Source organism: Cytobacillus sp. FSL M8-0252, assembly GCF_038007345.1.
Taxonomy (GTDB): domain Bacteria; phylum Bacillota; class Bacilli; order Bacillales; family Cytobacillaceae; genus Cytobacillus; species Cytobacillus kochii.
Window position 1 is genome coordinate 597,409 of the sequence record NZ_JBBOWZ010000001.1, and the last position, 13,672, is coordinate 611,080.

A 13,672-nucleotide genomic window follows, 5' to 3' on the forward strand; every position below is an offset into this window, starting at 1 on the left:
CCTCCTTTACTACAGATATTTTTGGTTTCTTTTTGATTTTGGTAAACCGAATTCAGGGTAAACCTGCTTTACAACCTCTTTATGCTTCTTTATGTAAAAATATCTGTGTACATAAGTACTAAAATAAGCTGTTAAAATAGACAGTAGACCAAATAAAAATACATAAATGAGCATACGGAGAGAGTAGTCATAGATAAAGGTGATTATAAGTTGACTGATAATATAACCTATACCAGATGCCGCAATTATATGTGAAATCTGTATATTGTTACCTTTTTCTTGAAGCTTCTTATAAGTGCCAGTTTTAAACATTTTCATGTTAGCAAATTGCATAGCAATAATAAGAGCTAAAAAGAGTATAAATCCTATCACAAATATAATCGTATGATTGCCTTCAATTATATGTGCATCAAGTAATTTCTGAATGAGTAGGAAATACACATACGTATTAATAATTCCATATACGCCGAAAAATAAATAGTAAGAATGCTCATATTTATAAGGATCAAAAATATAGATAATGGCCCACAAATGAATAAAGATAATAGGAATGATTCCAGCTAGGAAATATCCATATGAAAATGGCTCAGATAGGAGTGGGAGAATTCCTAAAAGATCCAAAAATATAAGAAAAAAAATAATAATATTCCCTCTATTTTCTTTCGGTGTTTGAAATTTGAGATAAGAGAGGATATTCCCGTCAATTTCTTGATGTTTTTGCAATGTTTACACCTCTTGATTTTATTTAAACCACGACCCGACTTTATCAATAAGACCTTTAGTCCCTTTTTTAATTGCATCCCCAACAGAATCAGACTTACCATCTCCATCTACATCCATAAACTTGAAATCACTTAAAACAGATGTGACGAGAACACCAACTGCTGCACCAGCAACTGCGCCTACAGCTACACCAACAGGGCCACCAAATGTACCAGCCAATGCACCTACTTTTGCACCAGCAGCTGCTGAAGCAGCGATAGAGGCACCAGCAACGGCAACATCACCGACAACATTACCGGTAATTTCACTTGCTGATTGATTATTTTGTACACCGTGTGTAATATTTCCTGCTACCGTAACTCCAATACCAATATAGCCGAGCTTGTTGCTTGCCCATTTAAAAGAATCCTTCACAGCAGCTGCAGGATTAATTAACTTATTCAATTTGGGATGGTTAGTTACATTTGTGCCGGAATAGGTTTTTTTGTTAAAACCACCTAATTCAGGCTTATCAATTTTAACTACTGGCTTTCTAACGCCTTGAGCAGTTACCCTGTGTGTATATGTGATTCCAAAACCTCTTCTTGCCAAATCAACTCTTTTAGCCGCACCGAAAGCCGTCACAGAAGTGGCAAACAGGTTAGCACCTGCATTAATAGGCTGGTCTTTCCATTGATCAAAATTAACGCCAAAAGTTGGAGTTGGATCCCATTGCATATTTAAATGATTAGGGTCTGTTGCATCAACAGCATAGCACATGGCACGCGGGTGATTATAAAAAGATTGAGTATTAGAAGGATTATTATTAATCGTTGTGCTTGTCATCGGATAGTGAACATTAGGATTATATGTATCTACTGATAGTGTACCATTATTAAATAGTGTCTGTATGTCATTTACATAGTTTTTCATCATTTGTACATTTTGATCTAGAGAATCGATTTTAGATTGTTGTTGTTGGTCAAATTGATTTAATTTTTCAACTGTTTGCTCAACATGGTTTTGTGAGGTGCGGACATAAGTGTTGAACTGTTGATCATCTAGTCTAGGCAAACTGACGATATCTTGGACTGTACTCATGGTTTGGTTCGCTTCGTTTGTTAGATCAGTAGTCGTATTTCTTACCGCGTTTAATCCATTCTCCACATCATTCTGTAAAAAATGTTGCTTGATGACACCATTCTGAGATGACTCCATTGCACTAAGGTCACTCTTAATCGTTTGTAAATTTGACTTGTAATCATCTATAAATTGTTGAAAAAAAGTGATAAAGGGTTGATGCATATCTTGATAGAATAAGCGTATTGCCTGCCCGCCACTTCCTTTTAAGGAATCGGTAAGTGAACTGATATTTAAAATTGATGTTTCTATTTGACTTAGTTGTTCATTATAAACTTGAAGCTTATCTATTGTTTGGGAAAGACCATTATTAAATGTTAGCGCATCTAACGTTTTCATAATAAGTTATACACCTTCCTCTACCTCATTTTTATGTAAGATGAAATTTGCTCATCTGCTTCTGTTAAGAATGCTACAGATTGACGGGTGGATTGCTCGTTTTGTAGTAAAAGTGTTTTATATGTTTCAGTAACTTGGATAATCATTTGATTAAGCTGATTTAATCTTTCTACTGTTGTTAACACATTATTTTGACCGATCTCTGCAGGAAGGGAGGATTTTAGGGCATTAGCTGAGGTTTGTAATTTTGCTAATGCTTCTTCCACATCCCCTTTTATTAGTTTAATTTCTGTACTCATATTGCACCTCGCAATCTATATCTTATTTTTGGTTTTTTGCGCGCTCTTGCGCTTCTAGATAAGATATTGTTTGTTGGATAGACTGAATTTCACTTTGAAGGCTTTGCATCTTATTCTGTAAAGAATTAAAGACTTGATTGAATTGATTTCCTTGCAGGTCATCATAGCTAGAAAGCATGCTTTCTCTCTTTTGTTCAAATTCATTTGCATTTTGACCATGCCATGTATGTGGTGTAAGTTCCGGTTGTAACACCGTTCTACGATAGTGGGAAAATTCTTGCTGTGTACCTTCTAATTGCCCATTACAAGTATGTAATCGAGCTAGCTCATTTTTTTTCTGTTGTAATAAGGCAGTATAGTAACTGATAGACATGTAATCACCTCTTAATGACAAAAATATTAATCTTATAAAAACCACAGGGTAAATGTGATTAGAAAATTCACTGAATTAGTCACCCTTTTACTATATCATGGGAGAAATTGAACATAATGATGTAAAATACTTATTTTGGGAGATAGTCGATAGGTAAAATGAACTGTTTTTATAAAATGTGTAAAAAATCATCATAATGTGAAATATAACCTTTTTAATAAAGATGAATGATAAAAAAATTGGTCGCATTTTTAATTACCTATTCCTTAAAAAGAAAATAAATGGAGTAAAAGTGTAAATATACAAACAAAGATATTGTTATTGCTATATCCATTTTTAGAGATATTAAACCTTTTCTGTTAAAAAAATCAAATAAAGTGGTTTATAATTCTAATTATTGTGGTAAAAGATGGATGAAATGAGATTAGAAGGTAGGGTATATATTATACTTGAATGAATGTCCTTAATCTTAGAATGGTACAAAAATGAGTCCATGGAGTTATATATTACGAGTTTAAAAGCAATTGAATATTGTTAAAACGGATTTTGCACCATACTTAAGCATCAAGAACAAAAAGCGTAATAAAACAAAAGTACTGTATTGAAAATTAGTGAAAATCCATTCTGATGAATATGGAAATAAACGTCACTACTCCATTCAAAAGAAACCCTAAAGAAAATAAGGAGGTGGTACAACGGAAAAAAATTATAGGTAATATGGTAAGTTCTTAACGGAAATCTAAAGGTGAGTAACAAGTATTATAAAGGTCCTTCTACCGATTGCCATGTGCCTACATAATTATGGTAATCTGTTCTAATGAAGTGGATATGACGAATGTAGGAAATTAGATATAGGTCATTGGCTTTTTTATTGTTTTTTAAGCAAAAGAATGATAAGAATAGTAGTTAATTATTACTGTTTTTCAAATTTTTACTAGATATTGATTGACCTTGTTATTGTGTATTTTTACAATTAAAATAACTTTGAGAAAAGGAGATGTTTTTTTATGTCAGGAATTATTCGTGTTACCCCAGCAGAATTAGAGGCTATGTCCGCCCGCTATAATAATGAAAGTTCACAGGTAGAAGATCAATTATCCAGATTGGATAGAATGATTGATGAATTACAAAGCATGTGGGAAGGGGAGTCTAGCCGAGCTTTTGCTGATCAATATGTGGCACTAAGACCTTCTATTGTTGATATGCAGCGTTTATTAACTGAAGTATCTGTACAATTGAAAAATACTGGTCATGCTCTTGCGGATGCAGATAGCCAAATCGCAAGCCAAATTAGAAGCTAATTTTTTCTTAATAGTTGAGCGCCTTCCTAAAGGTAGAGGCGCTCTTTATCTGTATAAATGAGGTGTGTGTATGTACATAGAAGTGACGATTGATTTAAAGAATTATAATAAAGAACTGTTTGATATAAGACTATCTAACTATCATACTGTGAAGAATCTTGTACATATTGTCTGGCAAGCTCAATCAATTAAAGAACAGCCGAGAGAAGGATATTGGTTAAGGGTTATGAATAAAAAAATGGTTGTTCCTGGAGAAAAGAAATTGGTTGATTGTGGAATAACAAATGGGGATCGTCTCGAAATTTTGTAAGGGAGCTAAGGAAATGTCACAAGAAAAGCAGACCTATTTAGAAAAACAGCTAGGCGCAGAATATAAAGTAAATGAAGACAAAATTAGTATTATCTTTCAAAAAGAAAAGATTAAATTAGATGATGAATCCGAAATTGCCATGCTGAATGAAGTTGGATCATCAATAGAAAAGCAAATCATCTTCACAGAGGACGAATTGATCCTCGAGTTTCATAAACCTTCACATTTAAAAACCTTTTCCCAATTAAAGAAATCCGATGAAAGAAGTCGGATGATTTTTGCTGCCCAATTAATTAAAAAAGTGAAATCTCATCGTTTTACTAGACTTCATTTATTTATTTGTCCAGATAATCTATTGATTGACGAGAGTCTCACGCCGCATTTTCTTCATTATGGGGTGAAAGAGAGTCTTCCTCCCTATGAAAAAGAACCTAAAGAACAATTAAATGCACTAAAAGCAACCATTGCTGCAACAGTTGATGGGAAACATCAATTCGAGCAGTATTTGCAGTTTAATCAAACGATTGATTTAACCCCATTAGCAGCTGATATAGTTGCAGCTGAGAGTGTGGATGAACTGTTACTTTATGTACAAACAAAAATAAATCAACTAGAGAAAAATGACAAGCAATTCCTAAAAGTAGAAAAGAAAAAGTGGAAGGGTATGAAGTATACCGTTATTGGTCTAAGTGTTGTACTCATCCCGCTTATTGTCTTTTCCCTATATACTGCTTTTATAACTCAGCCAAAACAAAATGCTTATATTAAAAGCCAAGAATACTTTCTTAAAGACGATTATAGTCAGGTAATTAATACTTTATCAGGTTACGATGTCCCTGATATGCCTAGAGTGACACAATACCAGTTAGCGCATGCTTATCTTGTGAATGAATCACTTAGTGAGTCACAAAGAAAGAATATACTAAATACAATTACTTTCCAAGCGGATCAACGTTATAGCCAGTATTGGATCTATATCGGCAGAGGCGAACCTGAGGAAGCGTTAAAAATTAGTCGTGAGTTGGAAGATTATGATTTAATCATGTATGCATTGATTCATTTTGAAGAAGCAGTTAAAGCGGATCAAAGTTTGGATGAAGAAGAGAAGCAACAGCAATTAAATGATATTCAAAACGAAAAAGAAGAATATGAACGAAATATGGAAGAGCAAGAAGAAGGTTCGTTATTAAATAATGAAGAAGAGGCTCAAGAGGCATCGACGGAAGAAGAAACAACTGAAGAGCCACCTGTAGAAGAAAAAGAGCAGCCTCAACAAAAAAAGAACAATGATGAAAGCAAGGAATAGTTGGAACGGAGGTGATTGTATTGTTGAAAAAAACGTTATGGCTATTTTACGGAAGCCATTATCAATCATTGGATTTAGAAAAGGTGCAATCAGAATATATATCTATTGGAAATAGCTTGAAGGATACAATAACGATTTCTCAGTTTCCTTCTGAGTTAGAGGCATTGCAGTTAAAAGTAACAAGTGACGGGGTAAAAATTTTTCAACATGATGAAGAAGTAGGCCATTTATCAGCTAGTAACACAATAGAAGAATTGACTGTTTATCAGATTAATATCCGATTTGTCATCACGACGAATCATTTTCAATCAGCTACTTATTACATAGGTGATACTAATGAAATTACTTTATCGAGTGCACAAGAAAAAGCTGAAATAAGATTTAAAGAAGAGGCCAACAGTCAAGCTTATACTTTTACTCTCTTTAAGCGGGAAAATGAGTGGATGATTGAAGATGGCGAGAAGACGGTATATAAAAATGGAGAATGGCTAGAAGTAAACGATGCCGTTGCTGTAGGAGAATGGCTTTTTGTTCCTTTTCTGATGGTTCGTTTCCTTGAGAGTGATGTGATAGAAGTAGCCGGATTAGCAGCTGTTGAATCCACTTTACCTTTGATGGCCCTGCCTGAATCGGAAATGAAAAAGAAATACCCCACCTATAGAAGAACGCCTAGAATGATTTACGAAGCACCAGACGACAAGGTGCGTTTATCTTTTCCTTCTCAAGAGACAGATGATTCTAATCGAGGCTTGTGGTTGATTATTTTGCCGCCTCTCGTAATGTTGATAGTGATGGGTGTCGTTGCCCTTATTCAACCGAGGGGGATATTTATTATTATTACAATGGTGATGTTTATGACCACATTGATTACTTCTTCTGTACAGTATTTTAAGGATAAAAGTAATCGAAAAAGAAAAAAAGCAAGGCGTTATAAAGTATATACCAATTATTTGGAGACGAAGAGGAAGGAGCTTCATGATTTATCAGAAAAACAAAGACATTATCTAACCTTCCACTTTCCTTCCTTTGAAAGAATGAAATACTTAACAGCAGAAATATCTGATCGTATCTGGGAGCGCACGTTAGAAAGTGAAGATTTTTTACAGTTTCGTTTAGGAATTGGTAGAGTAGAATCAAGTTATGACGTGGACTTGAACGCAAGTGATATGGCGAATAGAGAAATGGATGAACTTGTTGAACAATCGCAAGCATTAGAGAAAGTATATAGCCATGTTGAAGATGTACCGGTAGTAGCAAGCTTATCTGAAGGCCCAATTGGCTTAATTGGTAAAGCATCCGTGATGAAAAAAGAAATCCATCAAATGATTGGTCAATTATCTTTCTTTCACAGTTATCATGACATTCGGTTTGTGTTCATTTTTAATGAGTCAGAGTATAAAGAATGGGAATGGGTGAAATGGTTGCCTCATTTAAAACTCCCCCATATGCATGCTAGAGGACTTATATATAATGAACAGACACGAGATCAATTATTATCTTCAATTTATGAAATTATTCGAGAGCGTGACTTGGAAGAAGATAAGGAGAAGATAAGGTTTTCTCCGCATCTTGTTTTTGTCATTACGAATCAACAATTAATTTCAGATCATGTCATATTGGAGTATTTAGAAGGCAATCATCAGCATTTAGGTTTTTCAGTTATTTTTGCAGCGGAGTCGAAAGAGAATTTAACAGATAATATTTATACACTTGTCCGCTATATTAACGCGCAAGAAGGGGATATTCTTATCCAAAAGAAAAAAGCGGTTACTATTCCTTTTCGCCTAGATGAGCATGAACAAACGAGTAATGAAATTTATGCAAGATGGTTAAGAACGCTCGATCATCAAACAGGGATGACAAATTCGATTCCACAAAGTGTTTCTTTCTTAGAGATGATGAATGTACGTGATGTAAATCAATTATCGATAACAGAGAATTGGTTGACGAGAGAATCTGCTAAATCTTTAGCTGTTCCGATTGGATTGAAAGGGAAAAATGATTTTGTGTACTTGAATCTACATGAGAAAGCCCATGGACCACACGGACTACTTGCAGGTACAACAGGGTCAGGGAAAAGTGAATTTCTTATATCTTATATTTTGTCGTTAGCTGTTCACTTTCATCCTCATGAGGTGGCCTTCTTATTAATTGACTATAAAGGTGGGGGAATGGCCCAGCCATTTAAGAACATGCCTCATTTGTTAGGAACAATTACAAATATTGAAGGAAGTAAAAACTTTAGTGCAAGGGCTTTGGCTTCAATTAGAAGTGAATTGAAGAGGAGACAGCGCTTGTTTGACCAATACCAAGTTAATCATATCAATGATTATACGCGCCTTTATAAAAAACAAAAAATAAAGGAACCATTGCCACACTTGTTTCTTATATCAGATGAGTTTGCTGAGTTGAAAAGTGAAGAACCTGAATTCATTAGAGAGCTAGTCAGTGCGGCACGTATTGGTAGAAGTCTTGGTGTCCATTTAATTTTAGCGACACAAAAGCCGGGTGGTGTCATTGATGAACAAATTTGGAGTAATGCACGATTTAAAGTGGCTCTTAAAGTTCAGGATGCCAATGATAGTAAGGAAATCTTGAAAAACGCTGATGCAGCCTCCATTACTACTACGGGTAGAGGCTACTTGCAAGTAGGCAATAACGAGGTATACGAACTATTTCAATCCGCTTGGAGTGGGGCACCGTATATGGAAGATCATTCCGAGGTAGAGGATGAGATTGCCATTGTTACTGATTTAGGTTTATCACCATTATCTGATATATCTGCTAGTGAAAAGGCAAAAAAGGATAGTGTGTCTGAAATAGAAGCAGTAGTGAATAGAATTGAAGATATTCAACAAAAGTTACATATCCAGAAATTAAGTAGTCCTTGGCTTCCACCATTAAAAGAAAGAATGATCAGAGAAGAATTTTTATCAGATGAACAGTCACAAATACATTTTGCACTTGTGGATGAGCCGGAAAAACAAAGCCAGTATCCGTATTCCTATCATGTGATGGACGGTGGCAATATCGGCGTATTTGGTTCTTCTGGTTATGGAAAATCTTATACAGTTCTAACGTTACTAATGAGTATGGCAGAGAGGTATAATCCGGAAGAATTGCATTATTATTTAATGGATTTTGGTAATGGAACATTACTCCCATTAAGGCAACTTCCACATACAGCTGACTTTTTCTCAATGGACGATGAAAGAAAAATTGAAAAGTTTATGAAGATGCTGAAGAGCGAGATTGCCAAACGTAAACAGCTTCTACAAGCTTATGAAGTAAGCAATATTAAAATGTACAATCAGATGAGTGAAGAAAAATTGCCAATGATTTATGTGACGGTTGAGAATTTTGATTTTATTAAAGAAGAAATGCAAGATTTAGAACCAATGATCAATCAATTTGTACGTGACGGTCAATCATTGGGCATTTATATGATACTAACAGCTACCCGAATTACATCTATTCGCCAAGCAGTGATGAATAATTTGAAAATGAAGGTTGTCCACTATTTACTCGACCAAAGTGAGGCATTCTCGATTCTAGGTAGGACTGAATTTAGCCCTGAGCCTATTCCGGGAAGAGCGATTATTAAAAGAGAAGATGCACAATTCACACAAGTATTCTTACCTGCTAACGGCAAGGATGATATGGAAGTATTAGAAAACATAAGGATGCAAGTGAGTGAAATAAAAGAGAAAAATCTTCATTATCAAGCACCAGCTGCGATTCCGATGCTTCCAAATGACTTAACGGAAGTAAACTTTAAAAATTATTTAAAAGCCTCTCTACCAACATGGTTGATTCCAATTGGTTTAGATGAAGAGTTTGTCCACCCTGTAAATGTGAACTTTGAAACAATGAAGCATTGTATTGTTATGGGTCAAGGACAGAAAGGGAAAACAAATGTCTTAAAAGTTATATTGAATGCATTATTAGATAGAGAAGTGGATAGATTAGCTATTTTCGATTCATTTGATCGATCATTAGCTAATTATGCTGACGATAATAAGGTTAGTTATATTGAAACGAAAGACCAAATTACGGATTGGCTAACATCTATCGAGGCGCTTCTTAAAGAAAGAGAAGTCGAATATGCAGCAGCTGTTCAATCAGGACAACTGAATATACAATTTAATCCTATTTCACTTGTTGTCGATGGCTATGCGAGGTTCTCTCAAACATTAGATAGTTTACTGCAAGATCGCATGGCAAGATTGATTCGTAACTATAGTCATTTAGGATTCAATTTAATTGTTGCAGGAAGTAGTAATGATGTTTCGAAGGGATATGATTCATTAACAACCGAGGTGAAACAAATTCGCCAGGGAATTTTATTAATGAAGAAATCTGATCAGACTTTGTTCACTCTTCCTTATGATAGAAAAGAAATAGATATTCAAGCTGGCTTCGGTTATTACGTTACAAATGGTAAGGAAATAAAAATGAAAATACCATTATGTCAAACAGAAAGGAAGGTGTACTCGTGACTGGCAAAGTTGGATACATCGTTAAAATGCTTATCGTGATGGTTTTAGTTCTAGGTACGCCAATCATATTTTTCAGTTCTATTGGTGATAACCCTCTCACTGTTCGTACGAATGAAACAAGGAATATTGCCATTGTTAATGAAGATATTGGCGCGGAAAAAGGCGTAAATGACATATCTTTTGGTAATGAAGTAACTTCCGTTTTATCTTCTGACTCGAAATTTGATTGGACAGTATTAAGTAGAAGCGCAGCTGTCAATGGGTTGAAGAATAAACAATATGATGCGATTGTGTATATCCCGTCAGATTTTTCTAGTAATATCTTAACCTATGAAAACTTAACGCCTGTTAAGGCTGAATTTCAATACACCGTACAAGATCAGTTAAATGCTGTGAACAGAGAAAGTGTCCTTCGTGAAATTGATAATGCAACAGCACGTGTGAATTCCAGTATTTCTACACTTTACTGGAGCTATGTCTCACAAGATTTAGAAGGCGTAAGAAGTAAGTTCGATGGCATTCTTGAGAAGGAAATCGCCTTTCAAAATACGATGTATGCTTTTTACGCTCCGAGCTCTGAAACATTAGCGACAGAGATTGAACGGCAAAAAAGCATGTTAGAGGGAATTCAATCCTCATTGGCATCTAATGAGGAAATGACGGCATCTAACACAGATCAAGTACAGCAATTTGAACAATCCTTAAGTGCCTTTGTTGATTATGTAGAACAATATAAGCAATACCAAACGGAACAACAAGAGCTTTTACAGCAATTGCAAAACGATAGCATGGGCATGGTAACAGCAGCTATTAATGAGCAAAACCCTCGCTACATGGAATTACGTAATTATTTAAAAGAACAAAGTGATGAACTATCGAAAAACTTTGGTGTATTAGGCACAAAAATGTCTGATAACAATCAAACGATGGCTGAATTGTCTGCTTATCGAATTGAACAAGTGGCGAAACAAAGAGATGCCTTTTTGTCACAGCGAAGTAATGAAGAGAGTGGCCAGCAAAGTAATCTTATTCAGCGTCTATCAGAATTAAAGGGGCAACTTTCTGATGGATCGCAAGAGGACCCTACCCTGCCAGAAGAGCCGGTAGAAGAAATTCCAGATAATGAAGATATCCCTGAGAACCCTGGAGAGGGAGAGGGGGAGCTACCTGGTGAAGAACAATCTATCGATACAGAACGAGCAAAGCTTGCTGAAGTGGCTACAACAATTAATGAGATTCAGGCGAGTTTAACCGGTGTTAATGACCCTCCGGTGGAGCAAATTACACTAGCAATTGATGCCTTATTGGCATTAACAGGAGAAATCAATACAGTTAATGAAAACTTAAGAATAATTGGTGAGAGAGAAAATCCTTTAGAAGGTACTGTCGAAGAATTAAGAACACAGGTTGAACAACTTCAACAGCAAGTAGTGGACCTGCAGACACGTAATCAAGAATTAACAGAGAAGTTCAGACAGCAATATTTAGACCTGTTTAGGAACCGTTTAAAACCTGTACTAGATGAGATTGAGAAGAAAGAGGGACAAATCATCCAGTCTAGTTATCTTTCAGAAGGTCAAAGAGGAAGATTGCAAACGGTATTTTCACAAGAAATAGTCAATAAAAATCCAGAAGTGGTCATGAATTATCATGCGACGCTTGTGAAATTTGAAAATGCCATCAATAGTAGCTTGAGAAACGACCAAAATTATCAAGCATTTATGACACAGCTCAATCAAGTGCTCGGTATAAAAGAAAAAGAGCAAGCGATTTTAGATGAATTATTATTAGAAATGCCAGAAGCGAATGAAAGGCTTACCGTATTAAAAGACGAAACGGCAACTTTCTTTGATGGCTACCAAAATAATATGCAAACGATGCAGGATAAAATTAATGAGGAGCTCGGTTCAATTCAAGAAAGTGCAGACGGTGTGATGCGAAAAATGCTGTCTGTAATTGGTGAAGCACCGGTACAAGGAAATGAGGCGCTTGGTGGTGTTTCATTAGTAAATAATCAGCAATCGATTAGCGAAGGCTTGCTGACAATGAGTGATGCCATTAATACGATTGGGGAGAGCCAAAGCAATGTGGTGTCGTATACCGATGAGTTACAAGGGAAAGTGGAGAGCGTACAACAAGATGCGAACCATTTAAATGAAAAATGGTCAGAGAATGTAGAAACGACACAAATGTATCGCGATGATATCTTCTCTGTGCTTGGAAATACATTCGTTGATGGGCAGAAGAACGGTCAAGTGTATCAATATTTAGCCAATCCATTACAGACCAACGGCGAAGTTGCTGCTAAACAAGAAGAGAAAAAAGTACCTCCTGTAGTTGTACTGGTCATTGTTTTAATTAGTAGTCTCTTAATCGGTTACTTTAGCTACTACTTTACTCATTCACCTAAATCAGTACGTGCAGCGATGTTTATTCTATTAAACTTAGTCGTTGGTCTTATCATCAGCATGTACGGAATGGATATTTATCCTCTAGCAGAGCGAGGAGCCATTCAATGGACGATCTTTACGACACTACTATTAACAGCCGCTGCTTTAGTTGTAACGATTAGTTTTTCTATTAGCCGATTAGTCGGTTGGTTAGCAAGTGTCGGTTTGGTCATATTCTTTATCAGTCCATTATTGGCCCTAACAGCGCCCAACATTGGCTATGAAGACCCAATGTCAAGTGTGTATTTGTCTATTCAATACGGACCAGATACATTATTTATGCCAGCGGTGTTGTTGTTAGTCTCGATTATGATTGTACTTGCTTGTATTCCTTTAGCAATTCAGTTCTTTAAAAATAGAGATAAAACGAATGATGATGTCGAAAATAATGAAGCTTCTTAAATTAATACCGATTGCTTGTTTCCTAATCCTTACTTGTAACACTCACGTGGCAACGGCCTCTCCAAATATTGATTCCTTAATTCCTAATCTTTATGAAGAACAGGAATTTAATGATAATAAAGAGCTGCTAAGAAATAGAGAGACAAAGGAAACGAAACAAATCTCTGAGGAACAGCAAGCATTAACCTTTGAAGAGCGAAGTATCAATGATAATGGGGATTTAGTAGAAACATTATTCACAAATGTATCAGAGCCAAGAAAAACAGTGGCCCTTCAAGCAGAGCAATATCAATTGTTCTCAGATGAAGCTGCTTCCGTTTCTACTATCCAGCCGGATGGTGAAAACGAGAGTGGAGGATTACGTTTACAAACAGTCTATCTCATCATCCTCGCCATTGCGATTATTACTATCCTAGTTTTACTCATACCTAAAATGGCACAAGGTCAACCATCCTCTAAATAGTGGATGGTTGACTATTATCTGTAGAAAGCAAAACGAGGAAAAACTAACAAAATAGACTGCCGAAGTAACTTTTTAAGAAGTAAGAATA

Annotated in this window: 10 protein-coding genes; 6 read left to right on the plus strand and 4 right to left on the minus strand. The window is 35.7% G+C overall.

Features of this window, described 5'->3' with window-relative positions; all coding sequences use genetic code 11:
- Positions 1-9 precede the first annotated feature (9 nt).
- From MKX83_RS03150 to MKX83_RS03165, 4 genes are read right to left on the minus strand one after another with little or no spacing between them, the layout of a single operon-like run.
- The gene (locus tag MKX83_RS03150) at positions 10-723 is read right to left on the minus strand and encodes a hypothetical protein (RefSeq protein ID WP_341053994.1); all 714 of its coding nucleotides are present in this window, start codon (positions 721-723) and stop codon (positions 10-12) included.
- Between the two features lie 18 nt (positions 724-741).
- Positions 742-2,181: an LXG domain-containing protein gene (locus MKX83_RS03155; RefSeq protein WP_341053996.1), complete on the minus strand. Its 1,440-nt coding sequence runs from the start codon at positions 2,179-2,181 to the stop codon at positions 742-744.
- 20 nt (positions 2,182-2,201) lie between these two features.
- Complete coding sequence (locus tag MKX83_RS03160; protein ID WP_095370755.1) at positions 2,202-2,480, minus strand: YwqI/YxiC family protein; 279 nt, start codon at positions 2,478-2,480, stop codon at positions 2,202-2,204.
- Between the two features lie 22 nt (positions 2,481-2,502).
- Positions 2,503-2,853, minus strand: a complete 351-nt coding sequence (locus tag MKX83_RS03165; protein ID WP_095370754.1) for a YwqH-like family protein — start codon at positions 2,851-2,853, stop codon at positions 2,503-2,505.
- Between the two features lie 1,007 nt (positions 2,854-3,860).
- On the opposite strand from MKX83_RS03165, the gene MKX83_RS03170 reads away from it, so the two are divergent.
- The 6 genes from MKX83_RS03170 (at position 3,861) to essA (ending at position 13,584) form a co-directional block, all read left to right on the plus strand.
- On the plus strand, positions 3,861-4,154 hold the full coding sequence (locus tag MKX83_RS03170) for a WXG100 family type VII secretion target (RefSeq protein WP_095370753.1): 294 nt from the start codon (positions 3,861-3,863) through the stop codon (positions 4,152-4,154).
- Positions 4,155-4,224: 70 nt separating this feature from the next.
- Positions 4,225-4,464, plus strand: a complete 240-nt coding sequence (locus tag MKX83_RS03175; RefSeq protein ID WP_095370752.1) for an EsaB/YukD family protein — start codon at positions 4,225-4,227, stop codon at positions 4,462-4,464.
- Between the two features lie 13 nt (positions 4,465-4,477).
- Positions 4,478-5,770 (plus strand): type VII secretion protein EssB, encoded by a 1,293-nt coding sequence (gene essB, locus MKX83_RS03180; RefSeq protein ID WP_095370751.1) that lies wholly within the window; start codon positions 4,478-4,480, stop codon positions 5,768-5,770.
- Positions 5,771-5,793: 23 nt separating this feature from the next.
- Entirely contained in the window at positions 5,794-10,269 is a 4,476-nt protein-coding gene (essC, locus tag MKX83_RS03185) for a type VII secretion protein EssC (protein WP_341058557.1), read from the plus strand.
- On the plus strand, positions 10,266-13,121 hold the full coding sequence (gene esaA / locus MKX83_RS03190) for a type VII secretion protein EsaA (protein ID WP_341054004.1): 2,856 nt from the start codon (positions 10,266-10,268) through the stop codon (positions 13,119-13,121). The genes essC and esaA overlap by 4 nt, the downstream gene beginning before the upstream one ends.
- Positions 13,108-13,584 carry a type VII secretion protein EssA gene (essA, locus tag MKX83_RS03195; RefSeq protein ID WP_180317021.1) on the plus strand — a complete coding sequence of 159 codons (477 nt, stop codon included), beginning with the start codon at positions 13,108-13,110 and terminating at the stop codon, positions 13,582-13,584. The genes esaA and essA overlap by 14 nt, the downstream gene beginning before the upstream one ends.
- Positions 13,585-13,672: the final 88 nt, after the last annotated feature.

Bases quoted from the DNA above. Each gene is read 5' to 3' on its own strand.
- essA (WP_180317021.1), top strand. From the start codon at position 13,108: ATGAAGCTTCTTAAATTAATACCGATTGCTTGTTTCCTAATCCTTACT.
- essB (WP_095370751.1), top strand. From the start codon at position 4,478: ATGTCACAAGAAAAGCAGACCTATTTAGAAAAACAGCTAGGCGCAGAA.
- MKX83_RS03170 (WP_095370753.1), top strand. From the start codon at position 3,861: ATGTCAGGAATTATTCGTGTTACCCCAGCAGAATTAGAGGCTATGTCC.
- MKX83_RS03175 (WP_095370752.1), top strand. From the start codon at position 4,225: ATGTACATAGAAGTGACGATTGATTTAAAGAATTATAATAAAGAACTG.
- MKX83_RS03155 (WP_341053996.1), bottom strand. From the start codon at position 2,181: ATGAAAACGTTAGATGCGCTAACATTTAATAATGGTCTTTCCCAAACA.
- MKX83_RS03160 (WP_095370755.1), bottom strand. From the start codon at position 2,480: ATGAGTACAGAAATTAAACTAATAAAAGGGGATGTGGAAGAAGCATTA.
- MKX83_RS03165 (WP_095370754.1), bottom strand. From the start codon at position 2,853: ATGTCTATCAGTTACTATACTGCCTTATTACAACAGAAAAAAAATGAG.